Origin of the sequence: Pseudomonas sp. Marseille-Q5299, from assembly GCF_943737035.1 — a bacterium.
Taxonomy (GTDB): domain Bacteria; phylum Pseudomonadota; class Gammaproteobacteria; order Pseudomonadales; family Pseudomonadaceae; genus Aquipseudomonas; species Aquipseudomonas putida_E.
In genome coordinates this window covers 757,944-775,540 of the sequence record NZ_CALSFR010000003.1, presented here as the reverse complement: position 1 = coordinate 775,540, position 17,597 = coordinate 757,944, and the positions used below count along the sequence as shown (strand labels likewise).

The 17,597-nt window shown below is 58.5% G+C and carries 18 protein-coding genes; 3 read left to right on the top strand and 15 right to left on the bottom strand.

Annotated features, from left to right (window positions below):
- Window positions 1-46: 46 nt before the first annotated feature.
- The 15 genes from atpA to rpmH all read right to left on the bottom strand — a co-directional run bounded on the left by atpA (window position 47) and on the right by rpmH (window position 13,211).
- Window positions 47-1,591: a F0F1 ATP synthase subunit alpha gene (atpA, locus tag NGJ21_RS12270; RefSeq protein ID WP_021785310.1), complete on the bottom strand. Its 1,545-nt coding sequence runs from the start codon at window positions 1,589-1,591 to the stop codon at window positions 47-49.
- Window positions 1,592-1,612: 21 nt separating this feature from the next.
- Window positions 1,613-2,149, bottom strand: a complete 537-nt coding sequence (locus NGJ21_RS12265) for a F0F1 ATP synthase subunit delta (RefSeq protein WP_003253191.1) — start codon at window positions 2,147-2,149, stop codon at window positions 1,613-1,615.
- A gap of 12 nt (window positions 2,150-2,161) precedes the next feature.
- Window positions 2,162-2,632 (bottom strand): F0F1 ATP synthase subunit B, encoded by a 471-nt coding sequence (locus tag NGJ21_RS12260; RefSeq protein WP_003253189.1) that lies wholly within the window; start codon window positions 2,630-2,632, stop codon window positions 2,162-2,164.
- 56 nt (window positions 2,633-2,688) lie between these two features.
- The gene (atpE, locus tag NGJ21_RS12255; protein WP_003097235.1) at window positions 2,689-2,946 is read right to left on the bottom strand and encodes a F0F1 ATP synthase subunit C; all 258 of its coding nucleotides are present in this window, start codon (window positions 2,944-2,946) and stop codon (window positions 2,689-2,691) included.
- Between the two features lie 143 nt (window positions 2,947-3,089).
- The gene (atpB, locus tag NGJ21_RS12250; RefSeq protein WP_003260030.1) at window positions 3,090-3,959 is read right to left on the bottom strand and encodes a F0F1 ATP synthase subunit A; all 870 of its coding nucleotides are present in this window, start codon (window positions 3,957-3,959) and stop codon (window positions 3,090-3,092) included.
- Window positions 3,960-3,975: 16 nt separating this feature from the next.
- On the bottom strand, window positions 3,976-4,383 hold the full coding sequence (locus NGJ21_RS12245) for a F0F1 ATP synthase subunit I (RefSeq protein WP_012316950.1): 408 nt from the start codon (window positions 4,381-4,383) through the stop codon (window positions 3,976-3,978).
- A 149-nt stretch (window positions 4,384-4,532) separates the two neighbouring features.
- Window positions 4,533-5,405, bottom strand: a complete 873-nt coding sequence (locus tag NGJ21_RS12240) for a ParB/RepB/Spo0J family partition protein (protein WP_046786784.1) — start codon at window positions 5,403-5,405, stop codon at window positions 4,533-4,535.
- Window positions 5,406-5,414: 9 nt separating this feature from the next.
- Complete coding sequence (locus NGJ21_RS12235; protein ID WP_012316952.1) at window positions 5,415-6,206, bottom strand: ParA family protein; 792 nt, start codon at window positions 6,204-6,206, stop codon at window positions 5,415-5,417.
- Window positions 6,207-6,224: 18 nt separating this feature from the next.
- Window positions 6,225-6,875: a 16S rRNA (guanine(527)-N(7))-methyltransferase RsmG gene (gene rsmG / locus NGJ21_RS12230; protein ID WP_119688003.1), complete on the bottom strand. Its 651-nt coding sequence runs from the start codon at window positions 6,873-6,875 to the stop codon at window positions 6,225-6,227.
- Entirely contained in the window at window positions 6,872-8,764 is a 1,893-nt protein-coding gene (gene mnmG / locus NGJ21_RS12225; protein WP_012316954.1) for a tRNA uridine-5-carboxymethylaminomethyl(34) synthesis enzyme MnmG, read from the bottom strand. The genes rsmG and mnmG overlap by 4 nt, the downstream gene beginning before the upstream one ends.
- Before the next feature lie 514 nt (window positions 8,765-9,278).
- A complete protein-coding gene (gene mnmE / locus NGJ21_RS12220) occupies window positions 9,279-10,649 on the bottom strand; it encodes a tRNA uridine-5-carboxymethylaminomethyl(34) synthesis GTPase MnmE (RefSeq protein WP_251962163.1) in 1,371 nt (456 codons plus the stop codon).
- An 86-nt stretch (window positions 10,650-10,735) separates the two neighbouring features.
- The gene (gene yidC / locus NGJ21_RS12215) at window positions 10,736-12,418 is read right to left on the bottom strand and encodes a membrane protein insertase YidC (RefSeq protein WP_012316956.1); all 1,683 of its coding nucleotides are present in this window, start codon (window positions 12,416-12,418) and stop codon (window positions 10,736-10,738) included.
- Between the two features lie 2 nt (window positions 12,419-12,420).
- On the bottom strand, window positions 12,421-12,666 hold the full coding sequence (gene yidD / locus NGJ21_RS12210) for a membrane protein insertion efficiency factor YidD (protein ID WP_080516506.1): 246 nt from the start codon (window positions 12,664-12,666) through the stop codon (window positions 12,421-12,423).
- Window positions 12,659-13,063: a ribonuclease P protein component gene (gene rnpA / locus NGJ21_RS12205; protein ID WP_080516507.1), complete on the bottom strand. Its 405-nt coding sequence runs from the start codon at window positions 13,061-13,063 to the stop codon at window positions 12,659-12,661. The genes yidD and rnpA overlap by 8 nt, the downstream gene beginning before the upstream one ends.
- A 13-nt stretch (window positions 13,064-13,076) precedes the next feature.
- Complete coding sequence (rpmH, locus tag NGJ21_RS12200; RefSeq protein ID WP_003253163.1) at window positions 13,077-13,211, bottom strand: 50S ribosomal protein L34; 135 nt, start codon at window positions 13,209-13,211, stop codon at window positions 13,077-13,079.
- A 583-nt stretch (window positions 13,212-13,794) separates the two neighbouring features.
- Between rpmH and dnaA the strand changes: the two genes are divergently transcribed.
- From dnaA to recF, 3 genes are read left to right on the top strand one after another with little or no spacing between them, the layout of a single operon-like run.
- On the top strand, window positions 13,795-15,330 hold the full coding sequence (gene dnaA, locus NGJ21_RS12195; RefSeq protein WP_046786788.1) for a chromosomal replication initiator protein DnaA: 1,536 nt from the start codon (window positions 13,795-13,797) through the stop codon (window positions 15,328-15,330).
- 40 nt (window positions 15,331-15,370) lie between these two features.
- Complete coding sequence (gene dnaN / locus NGJ21_RS12190; protein ID WP_012312006.1) at window positions 15,371-16,474, top strand: DNA polymerase III subunit beta; 1,104 nt, start codon at window positions 15,371-15,373, stop codon at window positions 16,472-16,474.
- A gap of 15 nt (window positions 16,475-16,489) precedes the next feature.
- Window positions 16,490-17,593, top strand: a complete 1,104-nt coding sequence (gene recF, locus NGJ21_RS12185) for a DNA replication/repair protein RecF (RefSeq protein WP_115273207.1) — start codon at window positions 16,490-16,492, stop codon at window positions 17,591-17,593.
- Window positions 17,594-17,597 lie beyond the last annotated feature (4 nt).

Here is a 17,597-nt window from a genome sequence, read left to right as displayed (position 1 = left end):
ATCACCTATCAGGTTAGCAAGCGGGGGCCTGAGCCCCCGCTGCGGCTTACCAGGTCTGGGTGGCCTTGAACTTCTCGATACCGGCTTTCAGGCCTGCGTCGATTTCGTCGTTGAAGTCACCCTTCACATTGATCTTCGCCATCAGTTCAGCGTGATCACGGTTGAAGAAGGCGATCAGTGCTTGCTCGAAGCTGCCGATCTTGGAGACTTCTACGTCAGTCAGGAAACCACGCTCAGCGGCGTACAGCGACAGGGCCATGTCCGCGATGGACATTGGCGCGTACTGCTTCTGCTTCATCAGCTCGGTAACGCGCTGACCATGCTCCAGCTGCTTGCGGGTCGCTTCGTCCAGATCGGAGGCGAACTGGGCGAATGCAGCCAGTTCACGGTACTGAGCCAGAGCGGTACGAATACCACCGGACAGCTTCTTGATGATCTTGGTCTGAGCAGCACCACCTACGCGGGATACCGAAACACCGGCGTTCACTGCAGGACGGATGCCCGAGTTGAACATGGCCGACTCCAGGAAGATCTGACCGTCGGTGATGGAAATCACGTTGGTCGGAACGAACGCGGAAACGTCGCCAGCCTGAGTTTCGATGATCGGCAGCGCAGTCAGGGAACCGGTTTTGCCAGTTACAGCACCGTTGGTGAACTTCTCGACGTACTCTTCCGAAACGCGCGATGCACGCTCCAGCAGACGGGAGTGGAGATAGAACACGTCGCCTGGGTACGCTTCGCGTCCTGGTGGACGGCGCAGCAGCAGGGAGATCTGACGGTAGGCAACGGCCTGCTTGGACAGGTCATCGTAAACGATCAGTGCGTCTTCGCCGCGGTCACGGAAGAACTCGCCCATGGTGCAACCGGCGTATGGCGCCAGGAATTGCAGTGCGGCGGATTCCGAAGCACTGGCAACCACCACGATGGTGTTGGCCAGGGCGCCGTTTTCTTCCAGCTTGCGAACGATGTTGGCAACGGTGGAACGCTTCTGGCCGACAGCAACATAAACGCAGAAAATACCGGAGTCTTTCTGGTTGATGATGGCGTCGATGGCCATGGCGGTCTTGCCGATCTGACGGTCACCGATGATCAGCTCACGCTGGCCACGGCCGACCGGGATCATGGCGTCGACGGACTTGTAGCCAGTCTGTACAGGCTGGTCTACCGACTTACGCCAGATCACGCCTGGAGCAACTTTCTCGACCGCGTCGGTCTCGGTGTTGCCCAGAGGACCTTTGCCATCGATCGGGTTGCCCAGTGCGTCGACTACGCGGCCCAGCAGTTCCTTACCAACCGGAACTTCCAGGATGCGGCCGGTGCACTTGGCGCTCATGCCTTCGGCGAGGGTGTCATAGGCACCCAGGATCACTGCACCTACGGAGTCTTGCTCCAGGTTCAGGGCCATGCCGTAGACGCCGCCAGGGAACTCGATCATTTCGCCGTACATGACGTCGGCCAGACCGTGGATCCGCACGATACCGTCGGAAACCGAAACGACGGTACCTTCGTTACGGGCTTGGGAGCTCACATCGAGGTTGTCGATGCGGCCCTTGATGATTTCACTAATTTCGGAAGGATTGAGTTGCTGCATTGCTCTGCTGCCCCTTCAAACTCAAGATTTCAATGCTTCGGCCAGTTTCGCGATTTTGCCGCGAACAGAGCCATCGATTACCAGGTCACCAGCGCGGATGACGACGCCGCCAATCAGGCTGGCATCCTCCGACGCGTGCAGGCGCACTTCCTGGCCTAACCGTGCACTGAGAACCTTGGCGAGTTTGTCTTGCTGTTCTTGGTTCAACGCGAAGGCACTGGTGACTTCCACGTCCACGGATTTCTCTTGCTCGGCCTTGTACAGGTCGAACAGAGCGGCAATCTCCGGCAGAAGCAGGAGACGGTCGTTTTCCGCGGCAACATGAATGAAATTCTGTGCCTGTGCATTGAACTTGTCACCGCACACGTCAATGAACGTGGCGGCCTTTTCTGCGCTCGTCAGTCGCGGGGCCTTGAGCAGGCGCTGCATGGTGTCGTCTTGCGACACCGCAGCAGCCAGGCCGAGCATGGCTGACCAATTGGCCAGTTGCTGATGGGCCTGGGCATGCTCAAAGGCAGCCTTAGCGTAAGGTCGGGCCAACGTGGTCAGTTCTGCCATGATCGCCCTCGCTTAAATTTCAGCGGCCAGTTTGTTAACCAGCTCCGCATGCGCGTTTTGATCGATTGTGGCGCCAAGGATCTTTTCAGCACCGCCAACGGCCAGGGCACCCACTTGGGCACGCAGGGCGTCTTTGGCACTGTTCAGTTCCTGTTCGATCTCGGCCAGAGCCTGAGCCTTCACACGGTCAGCTTCGACGCGGGCCTGTTCACGGGCTTCCTCGACAAGCTGAGCAGCGCGTTTCTTGCTTTGCTCAATGATTTCGGCTGCCTGTGCTTTAGCTTCACGCAGTTGCTGACCCGCTTTCTCTTGGGCCAGCTCCAGGTCGCGAGCTGCGCGGTTGGCAGCGTCCAAGCCGTCGGCAATCTTCTTTTGGCGCTCTTGCAGAGCAGTGATGACCGGAGGCCATACATACTTCATGCAGAAGAGTACAAAAATCAGGAAAGCAACGGATTGGCCAATCAGGGTTGCATTAATGTTCACGCCAACACCTCGCTCGGTCTTAATTCATACAGCCATCAACTCGTGAATACGAGTGATTAGCCGGCGATCTGACCAACGAACGGATTCGCGAAGGTGAAGAACAGAGCGATACCAACACCGATCATGGTTACGGCGTCGAGCAGACCGGCAACGATGAACATTTTGACCTGCAGCATCGGAACCATCTCAGGCTGACGAGCAGCGCCTTCCAGGAATTTGCCGCCCAGCAGGCCGAAACCAATGGCGGTACCCAGAGCACCCAGGCCGATCAGCAGAGCAACAGCGATAGCGGTCAGACCAACTACAGTTTCCATCTTTCCTCCCGACTTTTACGTCGTATTGGTTAGGTTTTTAGTTTGAAGCGGTAAAACAAATCGTTTGGAACAGCTGCCCTTGCGGACTTTTAAAGCCCTCCCCCCAAACGAGCGGGGAAGGCTATCAGACACGCCAGGCGGTCTTAATGGTTATCTTCGTGAGCCATCGACAGGTAGACGATGGTAAGCATCATGAAGATGAAAGCTTGCAGGGTGATGATCAGGATGTGGAACACAGCCCACGCCCACTGCAGCACCACACCCAGGCCGCTCAGCCACAGAAGGCCGGAGCCGAACATCACGGCGATCAGGATGAACACCAGCTCGCCGGCGTACATGTTGCCGAACAGTCGCAGCGCCAGCGAGATCGGCTTGGCGATCAGGGTGACGAACTCGAGCAGGAAGTTGACCGGAATCAGCAGGATCTGCACGAAGATGTTCTTGCTGCCGAACGGGTGCAGGGTCAGCTCACCGATGAAGCCGCCCAGGCCCTTGACCTTGATGCTGTAGAAGATGATCAGGGCGAACACGCAGAAGGCCATTGCCAGCGTCGCGTTCGGGTCGGTAGTCGACACGGCGCGGAACGGAATGTGCGGATCACCGGAAATCAGGATGGCCAGCTGAGGAATCCAGTCGACCGGTACCAGGTCGACGGCGTTCATCAGGAATACCCAGACGAAGATGGTCAGTGCCAGCGGCGCAATCACCGGGCTACGGCCGTGGAAGGAGTCCTTCACGCTGCCGTTGACGAAATCGACCATCACTTCGACGAAGTTCTGCAGACCGCCAGGCTGGCCGGAGGTCGCCTTCTTCGCCGCCATGCGGAAGATGAACAGGAAGATCAGACCCAGCGCGACGGACCAACCCAGGGTGTCCAGGTGGAACGCCCAGAAGCCCATTGCCTTGGCTTCTGCAGCCGAATGGGCGAAGCCCCAGCTGCCGTCTGGTAGTTGACCGTAGGTCAGGTTCTGCAAGTGGTGCTGGATATAGCCCGAAGCGGTTTCTGCTGCCATGGTTGCCTCAAACGCCCTAAGGTCTCGAAAGTCTTTTATTCATCAGCAGGGGCGCAAACCAGCTGACCAAAAGGGTCAACACGAAGACGCCGAAGACTGCTAACGGCGCCAGTGGCTTCACTCCTGCGAAGGTCAGTGCGAACAGCACTGCCGTCAAAATCATCTTGCCGGCCTCGCCTGCGTAAAACGACTTGACGATGGCCTGCGCCGCCCGGGCTCCGCTAAAGCGAAAAGCCTTCCAGGCGAAATACATATTCGGCAGCCAGGCAATCAAACCTCCGCAGAGACCTGAATATCCACTGACTGCCCCTTTCCACTGCCACAACACCAATGTTGCCAGCAGCAGCACGACAAATTGAGCCAGCAGTACCGGAAAAACCGCCCAGCGATGGAAAGGCAGGCGGTTTGGCGTGCGGATTTCCATCACAACTGCTCCTCAGAAGTCGACCAACAAGTCAGTAACGACTTGGCATAAATTGTGCCGACAAAATGCGCGCAGAGTATAGGGGTGGATTAACCCCTATTCAACTCTTGGGTAGTGATTTCCGACTGCGCGCTACAACTGGAATTGTTTCAGCGGATGTGAGCAAGGACGCCCTGCAACTCGTCGAGCGAGTTATAGCGAATAACCAGCTGGCCTTTTCCCTTGTTTCCGTGACGAATCTGCACCGCGGAGCCCAGGCGCTCTGCGAGCCGCTGTTCAAGGCGCTCGATATCCGGGTCAGGTTTGCTCGGTTCTACCGGGTCAGGTTTGCCACTGAGCCACTGGCGCACCAGTGCCTCGGTTTGGCGCACAGTCAGCCCACGTGCGACAACATGACGCGCCCCTTCTTCCTGGCGATCTTCTTCAAGACCGAGCAAAGCACGTGCGTGGCCCATCTCCAGATCACCATGGGCAAGCATGGTCTTGATCGCTTCAGGCAGCGAGATCAGGCGCAGCAGGTTGGCCACGGTAACCCGCGACTTGCCCACGGCATCGGCTACCTGCTGCTGGGTCAGTTCGAACTCCTGTTGCAGGCGCTGCAGGGCCAGGGCCTCTTCCAACGGGTTGAGGTCCTCTCGCTGGATGTTCTCGATGAGGGCCATGGCGATGGCCGCTTCATCAGGCACTTCCCGCACCATCGCCGGGACGGTGTCCAGGCCAGCCTGCTGCGTGGCCCTCCAGCGGCGCTCACCGGCAATGATCTCGTAGCGGTTGCCATCGATCGGGCGCACCACGATCGGCTGCATCACACCGTGCGTGCGAATCGAGTGCGCCAGTTCTTCCAGCGCCTGCGGATCCATGTCACGGCGCGGCTGGTATTTACCGCGCTGGATCAACTCGACCGGCAGGTGTTGCAGTTCTTTCTGGTCGATCTTGACAGCCTGCTCTTCGAGCGCGCTGACGGAAGGACCACTGAGCAGTGCATCCAACCCACGTCCGAGACCCCGTTTCTTAACGGCCATGCGGATTCCTTAAGTTGTTTGTGCAGTGCGTGATTGACGGCGTTGACGGCGAACCAGTTCCCCGGCCAGGGCCAGATAGGCCAGTGCGCCACGCGATTGCTTGTCGTAGGCCAGCGCCGGCATGCCAAAGCTCGGTGCCTCGGCCAAGCGGATGTTGCGCGGAATGACGGTATCGTAAAGCTGCTCGCCGAAGTGCTCCTTGAGCTGCGCCGATACATCGTTGTTCAGGCTAAGACGCGGGTCGTACATGGTGCGCAGCAGCCCTTCGATCTTCAGCTCCGGGTTCAGACGGGCGGCAATGCGCTTGATGTTATCCACAAGGTCGCTGAGACCTTCCAGTGCGTAATACTCGCACTGCATCGGAATGATCACGCCATCGGAGGCGACCAGGGCATTGAGCGTCAGCATCGACAGCGACGGTGGGCAATCGATGAGGATGAAGTCGTAATTCTCGCGGATAGGCGCCAGGGCGTTGCGCAGGCGGCTCTCCTTGACCTGCATTTCCAGCAGCACCACTTCCGCGGCAGTCAGGTCGCGGTTGGCCGGCAGCAACTGGAAGCCACCATGCTCGGAGTAGTGCATGGCCTGGGCAAGGTCGCATTCCCCGATCAGCAGGTCGTAGACCGAGTGTTCGAGTTCGTGTTTGTCCACACCGCTGCCCATGGTGGCGTTGCCCTGCGGATCGAGGTCGATCAGCAGCACACGACGCTTGGTCGCAGCCAGCGATGCGGCGAGATTGATACAGGTGGTGGTTTTACCCACTCCACCTTTCTGGTTCGCGATTGCGAATACCTTAGCCATTGTTGCGTGTGTTCCCAGTCATGCCTTGCGGCGCAGTATCAGCAGATGGCGCTGGCCCTGGCAACCTGGAACGGTCAGGGCCTGCTCGCTTTCCACTGTGAAGTCTGCGGGCAATGCTACCAGTTCATCGGCAGGATGCAGCCCCTTCATTGCAAGCCACTGCGTCCCGGTGTCGCCCAAGTGGCGGGTCCAGTTGGTGAAGTTCTCCATGCTGCTGAAGGCGCGAGAGATGATGCCGCTGAACGGCTGTGCTGGCTGGAAGGCCTCGACCCGGCTGTGGATAACCGTGAGGTTGTCCAGTTTCAGCTCCATCTTCACCTGGGTGAGGAAGCGGGTTTTCTTGCCGTTGGCGTCCAGCACGGTTACGCGTTTGTGCGGATGCAGGATAGCCAATGGAATCCCGGGCATGCCACCGCCGCTGCCGACATCAAGCCAGCTATCGCGATCGCTGTGGATAAAACCCATTACGCTGAGGCTGTCCAGCAGATGGCGCGAAACCATCTCGTTCGGGTCGCGCACGGCCGTCAGGTTGTAGGCTTTGTTCCATTTGATCAACAGGGCCAGGTAGCCAAGCAGCCGTTCGTGCTGCTCGGCGCTCAGCTCGACACCGAGCTGGCGTGCACCTGTGGACAACTCTTCAGCGTGTTGCGGGGTGACCAGGGAACTCAAGCGCTTTGCTCCAATTCGCGGCCAGCGCCGCGTTTTTTCAGATGTATCAACAACAGGGAAATTGCCGCTGGTGTCACGCCAGGGATCCGCGAAGCCTGGCCCAGCGTCTGCGGGCGAGTCTGGCCGAGCTTGCCCTGGATTTCCTTGGACAGGCCGGAAATCGAGGTGTAGTCGATATCCACAGGCAGGCAGGTGTCTTCACTGGCACGCAGGCGAGCGATCTCGTCCTGCTGGCGATCGATGTAGCCAGCGTACTTGGTCTTGATTTCGACCTGTTCGGCAACCTGTGGATCGATCTGTTCGCCGCCGGTCGCTTCGATCAGCCCGGCGTAGTCCACTTCCGGTCGCGCCAGCAGGTTGAGCAGGCTGTATTCGTGACTCAGCGGGGTACCGAACTTATCCACAACGGCCTGGCCCTGCGGTGTATTCGGGCGTACCCAGGTCGATTTCAAGCGCTGTTCCTCACGCTCGATGCCGTCACGCTTGGCGCAGAACGCGGCCCAGCGCTGGTCGTCGATCAGACCAAGCTCACGACCTTTCTCGGTCAGGCGCAGGTCGGCGTTGTCTTCGCGCAGGATCAACCGGTATTCGGCTCGCGAAGTGAACATGCGGTACGGCTCCTGGGTACCCAGGGTAATCAGGTCGTCGACCAGCACTCCGATGTACGCCTCGTCACGGCGCGGGCACCAGCTTTCGCGGCCCTGCGCGCGCAGTGCGGCGTTGGTACCGGCCAGCAGGCCTTGGGCGCCGGCTTCTTCGTAACCGGTAGTGCCGTTGATCTGGCCAGCGAAGAACAAGCCACCGATAACCTTGGTCTCGAGGCTGTACTTGAGGTCACGCGGATCGAAGTAGTCGTATTCGATGGCATAGCCCGGGCGCACGATGTGCGCATTTTCCATACCGCGAATCGAGCGCACCAGCTCCAGCTGCACGTCAAACGGCAGCGAAGTGGAAATGCCGTTGGGGTACAGCTCATGGGTGGTCAGGCCTTCCGGCTCGATGAACACCTGATGGCTTTCCTTGTCGGCAAAGCGATGGATCTTGTCCTCGATCGACGGGCAGTAACGCGGGCCGACACCTTCGATGACGCCCGAGTACATCGGCGAACGGTCGAGGTTCGAAGCGATGATTTCGTGGGTACGCGCATTGGTGTGGGTAATCCAGCAGCTGACCTGACGCGGGTGCATCGCGGCGTTGCCCATGAACGACATGACCGGGATTGGTGTGTCGCCCGGCTGCTCGGTCATCACCGAAAAGTCCACCGAACGACCGTCGATACGCGGAGGTGTACCGGTTTTCAGACGACCGACGCGCAGCGGTAATTCACGCATGCGGTGGGCCAAGGCAATCGACGGTGGATCGCCAGCGCGGCCGCCGGAATGGTTCTGCAGGCCGATGTGGATAAGGCCACCCAGGAAAGTGCCGGTCGTGAGCACCACCGAATCGGCGAAGAACCGCAGCCCCATTTGCGTAACCACGCCTTTGACCTGGTCTTGCTCGACGATCAGGTCGTCACAGGACTGCTGGAATATCCACAGATTTGGCTGGTTTTCCAGGATTTCGCGAACCACGGCCTTGTAGATGGCGCGGTCGGCCTGTGCACGGGTGGCGCGAACAGCCGGGCCCTTGCGGTTGTTCAACACGCGGAACTGGATGCCGCTCTTGTCAGTGGCCAGTGCCATGGCACCGCCGAGCGCATCGATCTCTTTGACTAGATGGCTTTTACCGATGCCACCGATGGCCGGGTTGCAGCTCATGTGACCGAGGGTTTCCACGTTATGGGTCAGCAGCAGGGTTTTCACACCCATGCGTGCAGACGCAAGCGCAGCCTCGGTACCGGCATGGCCGCCGCCGATGACGATCACTTCAAAACGGGAAGGGAAATCCACCACGCACCTCGTGCCTGTTTTTGCGAATAGAGAAGGTAAGCGGACAAGTATAGGGACTTCACCCCCTCTAAAGAAACCTTTTGCGCAAATTTTGACCAGGCTGTGGATGAGTGGCTGATAACAGAAACTAGAGAGAAGAAATTTAAAAAAGCTTTGTTTTTATGTTTATTCTTATGCACGCACCAATCTGTGGATAACGTTCTACATCCCTCTGGATTCGCCATGTAGAAGAAAATTAAACCCTGTGGTTGGAGTGCCATGAGGGCTGTGGATAACCGGATTTAGCCTGTGGATGAAATGCCTACTTACCCACAGGGCAGGTTTTCCTCAGAAAAAAAGCATGCTTATCAACGGAGCTGAAGCCGACTTTTCCACAGGGCTCATGAGCGCTTTTTCAGGCCGGTGATTAAAAATCTGCAGCTACAAAACCCTGTACGAGACGCCCGAGCCCCAAATCTCAGGCAAAAAAAAGCCGCTCCAGGAAGAGCGGCGTCGTGAATGGTTTGGCTAAAAGCTACTTACCGATGCAGAAACTAGAGAAAATCCGCCCCAGCAGGTCATCCGAACTGAACGCGCCCGTGATTTCCCCCAGCGCGTGCTGGGCCTGGCGCAGGTCCTCAGCCAACAGCTCTCCGGCCCCCGCCAAGGTCAATTGCGCACGACCGTGCTCCAGATGAGCACTGGCCTGGCGCAGGGCATCGAGGTGCCTCCGGCGTGCGCTGAAGCCACTCTCTGCAGTCTGTTCATAACCCATGCAGGCTTTGAGGTGATCGCGTAACAGCAGCAAGCCCTGATCGTCACCTTTGGCGCTCAAGGTGATGGTTACATGACCGTCATCGCACTGTTCCAGCCCTACGGGTTCGCCGCTGAGGTCGGCTTTGTTGCGAATCAGTGTGACCTTGCCCGGATCAGGCCTTTGATCAAGAAACTCCGGCCACAGGGCGAACGGATCTCTGGCCTCAGGGGCGGTGGAGTCGACCACCAACAACACTCTGTCGGCTTCGCCTATGGCCTTGAGTGCGCGCTCGACGCCTATCTTTTCCACATGGTCGTCGGTGTCGCGCAAACCGGCCGTATCGACGACGTGCAGCGGCATGCCATCGATGTGGATATGTTCACGCAGGATATCCCGCGTAGTACCTGCGATGTCGGTGACGATTGCCGCCTCACGACCGGCCAGTTGATTCAGCAGGCTCGATTTGCCTGCATTCGGCCTGCCGGCGATCACCACCGTCATGCCGTCACGAAGCAGCGCACCCTGCCCGGCCTCACGCTGCACTGTGGACAACTCGGCACGCACTGAGTCGAGCATCGACAGGACGTGGCCATCGGCAAGAAAGTCGATTTCCTCCTCGGGGAAGTCGATCGCTGCCTCGACATAGATCCGCAGCGCGATCAGTGCTTCAGTCAGGCTGTGCACACGCTTGGAGAACTCCCCTTGCAACGAGCGCAGGGCGTTGCGTGCTGCCTGGCTGGAGCTGGCTTCGATCAGGTCGGCAATCGCTTCGGCCTGGGCCAGGTCGAGCTTGTCGTTGAGGAACGCCCGCTCACTGAACTCACCCGGGCGGGCCAAGCGGCAACCCACCTGCACGCAGCGTTGCAACAGCATGTCCAGTACGACCGGGCCACCATGCCCCTGCAATTCGAGCACGTCCTCACCGGTGAACGAGTTGGGTCCGGGGAAGAACAGTGCAATACCTTCATCCAGCACCAGCCCTTCCTGGTCGCGGAATGGGCCGTAATGGGCATGGCGCGGTGTCAGTGTGCGGCCGGTTATGAGCTGGCCAGCCTTGGCCGCCAATGGGCCGGACAGCCTGACAATACCCACCCCTCCACGTCCTTGTGCGGTTGCGATGGCAGCGATGGTTTCACGCACAGTGTTCATGCTCGAAAGCCTCTACGACAAAAACGACAGATAGCAAAAACGCCCCCGAGGGGGCGTTTTTATTCACAGGCTAGCGCAGTAGCCCGTCAAGCAGCAGCTTTTTTGGTCGCTGCTTCAATACGGCGGGTGATGTACCACTGCTGCGAAATCGACAGGCAGTTGTTCACAACCCAGTACAGCACCAGGCCAGCCGGGAACCACAGGAAGAAGAAGGTGAAGATGATCGGCATCATTTTCATCACCTTGGCCTGCATCGGATCCGGCGGCGTCGGGTTCAGGCGCTGCTGGATGAACATGGTAGCGCCCATGATGATCGGCAGGATGAAGAACGGATCCTTGATCGACAGGTCGGTGATCCACAGCATCCATGGGGCCTGGCGCATCTCGACGCTTTCCAGCAGCACCCAGTACAGGGCCAGGAACACCGGCATCTGTACCAGGATCGGCAAGCATCCACCCAGTGGGTTGATCTTCTCTTTCTTGTACAGCTCCATCATCGCCTGGGACATCTTCTGGCGATCGTCACCGAAGCGTTCCTTCAGTGCGGCGAGCTTCGGCGCCACGGCACGCATGCGCGCCATCGAGCGGTAGCTGGCGGCCGACAGCGGGAAGAACAGGCCCTTGATGAGCATGGTCAGGACAATGATCGACCAGCCCCAGTTACCCAGCAGGCTGTGGATATGTTGCAGCAACCAGAAGATCGGCTGGGCAATGAACCACAGGAAGCCGTAATCGACGGTCAGTTCCAGGCCTGGGGACAATTCCTTGAGCTTGGACTGGATCTTCGGGCCGGCATACAGCATGGCGCTGGTTTCGGCCTTGCCGCCAGCCGGTACGCTGATGGCCGGGCCGGTGTAGCCGATGATGTAGTTGCCCTGGCTGTCCTTGCGGGTCTGGACGACATTGTTGTCCGACTTGGCAGGGATCCAGGCAGTTACGAAGTAGTGCTGCAGCCAGGCAACCCAGCCGCCAGACACATTTTCTTTCAAACTACCTTTGTCGATGTCCTTCATCGACACTTTCTTGTACGGCTCGCCAGCTGTCCACAGGGCAGCACCCAGGTAGGTGGCGGTACCGGTGGCGGTGCTCGAGGACGGATCACCACTGGCGTCACGCTTGAGCTGGGCAAACATGTTGCCGCTCCAGGCCTGGCCGCTCTGGTTGTCGATCAGGTAGCTGACGGACAGGTCGTACTCACCGCGCTTGAAGCTGAAGCGCTTGATGTAGTTCACACCGTTGTCGCTGAACTTCAGGTCGACCACCAGTTGTTCCTGGCCATCAGCCAGCTGGAAGGACTTCTGCTCTGCGGCGTACAGCGGACGGCCGGTGGAGCGCGCATCCGGGCCGTTGGCACCGGTCAGGCCGCTCTGGGCCAGATATACGCGCTCGCCACCGTTGTCGAACAGCTGGAACGGAATGTCCGGATGATCCTGGCGACGCGGGTACTTCGGCAGGTTCAGCTGGACGATGTCACCGCCGACTGGATCGATAGCCAGTTCCAGGACATCGGTCTTGACCCGGATGAGATCCTTGCTGAGTGCAACAGGTGCCAGTTCGGCAGGGCTCGACTCGGCGTTGGCGCTCGGTACATCGGCGCTGGCGCCGTTGTTAGCGGCCGGTACGCCATCGGGCAGGCCCGGAGCAACAGTGCTGGCAGCAGTATTCTGAGTCGGCAAGGCAGCCTGGCCGTAGTCATCGTTCCACTTCAGGACCATGACGTAGGACACGATTGCCAGGGCGGCGATCAGGATCGTGCGTTTAATATCCATGATTACTCGGCTATCGAAGAAGTTCGGGAGGAAGGCGCGGGGGGAACGGGATCGAAACCGCCGTCGTTCCACGGATGACAACGCCCCAGGCGACGAACGGTTAGCCACCCGCCACGCAAGAGGCCATGGGTTTCTATGGCTTCCAACGCATAACAGGAGCAACTGGGGTAGAAACGACAGTGGCTGGCCATCAGAGGACTGATGGCATAACGGTAAAACTGGATCGGAACGAGTGCCAGTTTACGCATCTTGGCTGTCTACCCCTGCGGAATCGGCGTTAGCCGCTGGAGTGGGCCGGCTGCGCGCCAGGCGTTTCCAGAGCTTGCCAAAGTGTTGGTGCAATTCCGGGTTTTCTATCTCACCCAATCCCTTGCGCGCGACGATCACTATGTCCAGGCCAGCGAGCATTTGCTGGTGCAGACGGAAGGAATCGCGCATCAAGCGCTTGAGGCGATTGCGTTGAACGGCAAGCTTGACGCTCTTCTTGCCAATCACCAAGCCAAGGCGAGGATGATCGAGACCGTTCTCGCGAGCAAGGATCAGCAGGTTTTTCCCTGGAACCTTGCCGGTTGGGGAGTCGAAGACCGCTTTGAAATGCCGGGGTGTAAGCAGTCGCTTTTCCCGACTGAAGTCCTGACTCACCACCTTTGCCGAAAGATCAAATGGCCAGACGCTTACGGCCTTTGGCACGACGACGCGACAGAACAGCACGGCCGTTCTTGGTAGCCATACGGGCACGGAAGCCGTGGGTGCGAGCGCGCTTGATGGTGCTTGGTTGGAAAGTACGTTTCATGGCGTGTTACCTGGTTTGTCGACAACGGGCCGGAATGGCCCCCTTTTTAAGAGATCGGCGATTCTAGAGAAAGCAAGCCAATAGGTCAATTTCCAACCAGCCTTTCCTTATGGAAGGTGCTTTTAGCGATCGAGCGGGGCGGCGTCTGGTCGGGCAGGCAAACGGATGACAAAACTAAAAAAAAGAAGAGACATATAAAAAGCTTTTCTGAATAACTTATAAATCTTAGGTGGATAAGTTTCTGTGGATAACCTTCTACAGGCCATAAATTACGGGCTGTACAGCGATCAGAAACATTGTCCACAACCCGTGCTGCGCTTGTGCTGGGCCTGCGTACAGCCTGTGGATTAAAAGGCTCATTATCCACAGGTGAGTTATCAACAGGTCTTGACCCTGGGTTGTGCATAGCCCTTATGGTGGGTTATCCACAGAGCTTATTCACAGTCCTTCAGGGCCGTTTTGGTCGCTAAATGGCTGTTTTGCCATGGCTCATAATGTTTCCACATGTGGATAACTGATCGCTTGACCGGTACAATGGCCGTTTGTTTTTGCCTCATCCGGCTTTCAAACTCAGGGGATATCCGTGTCAGTGGAACTTTGGCAGCAGTGCGTGGAGCTTCTGCGCGATGAACTGCCTGCCCAGCAATTCAACACCTGGATCCGTCCGCTACAGGTCGAAGCCGAAGGCGACGAGTTGCGCGTGTATGCGCCTAACCGTTTCGTTCTCGATTGGGTGAATGAAAAGTACCTCGGCCGTCTGCTCGAACTGTTGGGTGAGAACGGTAGCGGCATCGCGCCTGCCCTTTCCTTATTAATAGGTAGCCGTCGCAGCTCCGCACCGCGGGCCGCGCCCAATGCCCCGGTCAGCGCTGCAATGGCTGCGTCCCTTGCGCAGAGCCACGCGCAGCCAGCAGCCGCGCCAGTCATGGCTGTTGCTGACCCGGTCTCGGTGCCCACTGCTGAACCTGCGCAGGCCACCGACATGGCCGAGGCTTCGTCGCGTGGCAGCTATGATTCGATGGCGGACAGCGCTCCGGCACCTGTCGCGCCGGGGCGTACCGAACAGCGCAACGTTCAGGTGGAGGGTGCGCTCAAGCACACCAGTTATCTGAACCGTACGTTCACCTTCGAAACCTTTGTCGAAGGTAAATCGAACCAGTTGGCCCGGGCAGCCGCCTGGCAGGTTGCCGACAACCCGAAGCATGGCTACAACCCACTGTTCCTTTACGGTGGCGTGGGCCTGGGTAAAACGCACTTGATGCATGCTGTGGGTAACCACCTGCTGAAGAAGAACCCGAATGCCAAGGTGGTGTACCTGCATTCCGAGCGCTTCGTCGCGGACATGGTCAAGGCGTTGCAGCTCAACGCGATCAATGAGTTCAAGCGCTTCTACCGTTCGGTCGATGCGCTGCTGATCGACGATATCCAGTTCTTCGCCCGCAAGGAGCGTTCACAGGAGGAGTTTTTCCACACCTTCAACGCATTGCTCGAAGGTGGCCAGCAGGTGATTCTCACCAGTGACCGCTACCCGAAGGAAATCGAAGGTCTGGAAGAGCGACTGAAGTCGCGTTTCGGCTGGGGGCTGACGGTGGCTGTGGAGCCGCCGGAGCTGGAGACCCGCGTGGCGATCCTGATGAAGAAGGCCGACCAGGCCAAGGTCGAGTTGCCGCACGATGCCGCTTTCTTCATCGCTCAGCGTATTCGCTCCAACGTACGTGAGCTTGAAGGGGCATTGAAGCGCGTCATCGCCCACTCGCACTTCATGGGCCGCGACATCACCATCGAGCTGATTCGCGAGTCGCTGAAGGACCTGCTGGCGCTGCAAGACAAGCTGGTGAGTGTGGATAACATTCAGCGCACCGTGGCCGAGTACTACAAGATCAAGATCTCCGATCTGTTGTCCAAGCGCCGTTCGCGCTCTGTAGCGCGCCCGCGTCAGGTGGCCATGGCGTTGTCCAAAGAGCTGACCAACCACAGTCTGCCGGAGATCGGCGACATGTTTGGCGGCCGTGACCACACCACCGTGCTGCACGCTTGCCGCAAGATCAACGAACTGAAGGAATCCGACGCGGACATCCGCGAGGACTACAAGAACCTGCTGCGCACGCTCACCACCTGATGGCCGCCAGCGCAGCTAATTGAAGGCAAGGGACTAGACCATGCATTTCACCATTCAACGCGAAGCCCTGTTGAAACCCCTGCAACTGGTCGCCGGTGTCGTCGAGCGCCGTCAGACCTTGCCGGTCCTGTCCAACGTACTGCTGGTCGTGCAAGGCCAGCAGCTGTCGTTGACCGGTACCGACCTGGAAGTCGAACTGGTAGGCCGCGTCCAACTGGAAGAGCCGGCCGAGCCTGGCGAAATCACTGTCCCGGCGCGCAAGCTGATGGACATCTGCAAAAGCCTGCCGAACGACGTTCTGATCGATATCAAGGTCGACGAACAGAAGCTGTTGGTCAAGGCCGGCCGTAGCCGTTTCACCCTGTCGACCCTGCCAGCTAACGACTTCCCCACTGTGGAAGAAGGCCCAGGTTCGCTGACCTGCAACCTTGAGCAGAGCAAACTGCGTCGTTTGATCGAGCGCACCAGCTTCGCCATGGCTCAGCAGGATGTACGTTACTACCTCAACGGTATGCTGCTCGAAGTGTCGCGTAATACCTTGCGTGCCGTGTCTACCGATGGGCATCGTCTGGCGCTGTGCTCCATGAGCGCAGCCATCGAGCAGGATGAGCGTCATCAGGTCATCGTGCCACGTAAAGGTATCCTCGAACTTGCGCGCCTGCTCACCGACCCGGAAGGCATGGTCAGCATCGTCCTGGGCCAGCACCACATCCGTGCGAACACAGGCGAGTTCACCTTCACGTCCAAGCTGGTCGATGGCAAGTTCCCTGACTATGAGCGTGTACTGCCCAAGGGTGGTGACAAGCTGGTCATCGGCGATCGCCAGGCCTTGCGTGAAGCGTTCAGCCGTACCGCAATCCTTTCCAACGAGAAGTATCGCGGTATCCGCCTTCAGTTGGCTGCCGGTCAGTTGAAAATCCAGGCAAACAACCCGGAACAGGAAGAGGCGGAAGAAGAGATCAGCGTGGACTATGACGGTGCATCGCTTGAGATTGGCTTCAACGTCAGTTACCTGCTGGACGTATTGGGTGTGATGACAACGGAACAGGTTCGCCTGATTCTCTCCGATTCCAATAGCAGTGCTCTGCTGCAGGAAGCCGGCAATGACGACTCGTCTTACGTTGTCATGCCGATGCGCCTGTAACCTGTAGCAGGCCAAATGTCCCTTCGACGTATCATGGTCACCGCGGTGCGCAACCTGCACCCGGTGACCCTCTCACCCTCCCCCCGCATCAATATCCTCTACGGCGCCAACGGCAGCGGCAAGACCAGTGTGCTGGAAGCTGTGCATTTGCTCGGGTTGGCCAGATCGTTTCGCAGTACCCGGCTCAATCCCGTCATTCAGTACGAGCAGGCTGCGTGTACGGTTTTCGGCGAAGTACAGTTGGGCGAAGGCGGCACCAGCAACTTGGGTGTGTCGCGCGAGCGGGCGGGCGACTTCACTATCCGTATCGATGGGCAGAATGCCAAGAGCGCCGCGCAGCTTGCAGAACTACTGCCCCTGCAGCTCATCAACCCAGACAGTTTCAGGTTGCTTGAAGGCGCGCCGAAGATCCGTCGCCAGTTTCTGGATTGGGGAGTGTTCCACGTGGAACCTCGCTTCATGCCAGCTTGGCAGCGTCTGCAGAAGGCGTTGCGGCAGCGGAACTCATGGTTGCGGCATGGTACACTTGACCCAGCTTCGCAAGCCGCCTGGGACCGGGAATTGTGCCTGGCCAGCGCGGAAATAGATGAATACCGTCGCAACTACATCAAGGCCTTGAAGCCCGTCTTCGAGCAAACCCTGAGCGAACTGGTCGAGCTGGACGGGTTGACCCTTAGCTACTACCGAGGCTGGGACAAGGACCGGGAACTCAACGAAGTACTCGCCTCTTCTCTCCTTCGCGATCAGCAGATGGGCCATACCCAGGCCGGTCCGCAGCGTGCTGATCTGCGTCTTCGTCTGGCTGCCAACAACGCAGCCGACATCTTGTCGCGTGGTCAGCAAAAGCTGGTGGTTTGTGCATTGCGCATCGCCCAAGGCCACCTCGTTAGTCAGGCTCGCCGCGGCCACTGTATTTATCTGGTGGATGACTTGCCGTCCGAGTTGGACGACCAGCATCGCCGTGCACTGTGCCGCTTGCTAGAAGAATTACGCTGCCAGGTGTTTATCACCTGTGTAGATCACGAATTACTGAGGGAAGGCTGGCAGACGGAAACGCCAGTTGCTTTGTTCCACGTGGAACAAGGCCGTATCACCCAGACCCACGACCATCGGGAGTGAAGGC

Coding starts and splice junctions, on each gene's coding strand:
- atpA (WP_021785310.1), bottom strand. CDS start 1,591: ATGCAGCAACTCAATCCTTCCGAAATTAGTGAAATCATCAAGGGCCGC.
- NGJ21_RS12265 (WP_003253191.1), bottom strand. CDS start 2,149: ATGGCAGAACTGACCACGTTGGCCCGACCTTACGCTAAGGCTGCCTTT.
- atpE (WP_003097235.1), bottom strand. CDS start 2,946: ATGGAAACTGTAGTTGGTCTGACCGCTATCGCTGTTGCTCTGCTGATC.
- atpB (WP_003260030.1), bottom strand. CDS start 3,959: ATGGCAGCAGAAACCGCTTCGGGCTATATCCAGCACCACTTGCAGAAC.
- NGJ21_RS12245 (WP_012316950.1), bottom strand. CDS start 4,383: ATGGAAATCCGCACGCCAAACCGCCTGCCTTTCCATCGCTGGGCGGTT.
- NGJ21_RS12240 (WP_046786784.1), bottom strand. CDS start 5,405: ATGGCCGTTAAGAAACGGGGTCTCGGACGTGGGTTGGATGCACTGCTC.
- NGJ21_RS12235 (WP_012316952.1), bottom strand. CDS start 6,206: ATGGCTAAGGTATTCGCAATCGCGAACCAGAAAGGTGGAGTGGGTAAA.
- mnmE (WP_251962163.1), bottom strand. CDS start 10,649: ATGAACACTGTGCGTGAAACCATCGCTGCCATCGCAACCGCACAAGGA.
- yidC (WP_012316956.1), bottom strand. CDS start 12,418: ATGGATATTAAACGCACGATCCTGATCGCCGCCCTGGCAATCGTGTCC.
- yidD (WP_080516506.1), bottom strand. CDS start 12,666: ATGCGTAAACTGGCACTCGTTCCGATCCAGTTTTACCGTTATGCCATC.
- rpmH (WP_003253163.1), bottom strand. CDS start 13,211: ATGAAACGTACTTTCCAACCAAGCACCATCAAGCGCGCTCGCACCCAC.
- dnaN (WP_012312006.1), top strand. CDS start 15,371: ATGCATTTCACCATTCAACGCGAAGCCCTGTTGAAACCCCTGCAACTG.
- recF (WP_115273207.1), top strand. CDS start 16,490: ATGTCCCTTCGACGTATCATGGTCACCGCGGTGCGCAACCTGCACCCG.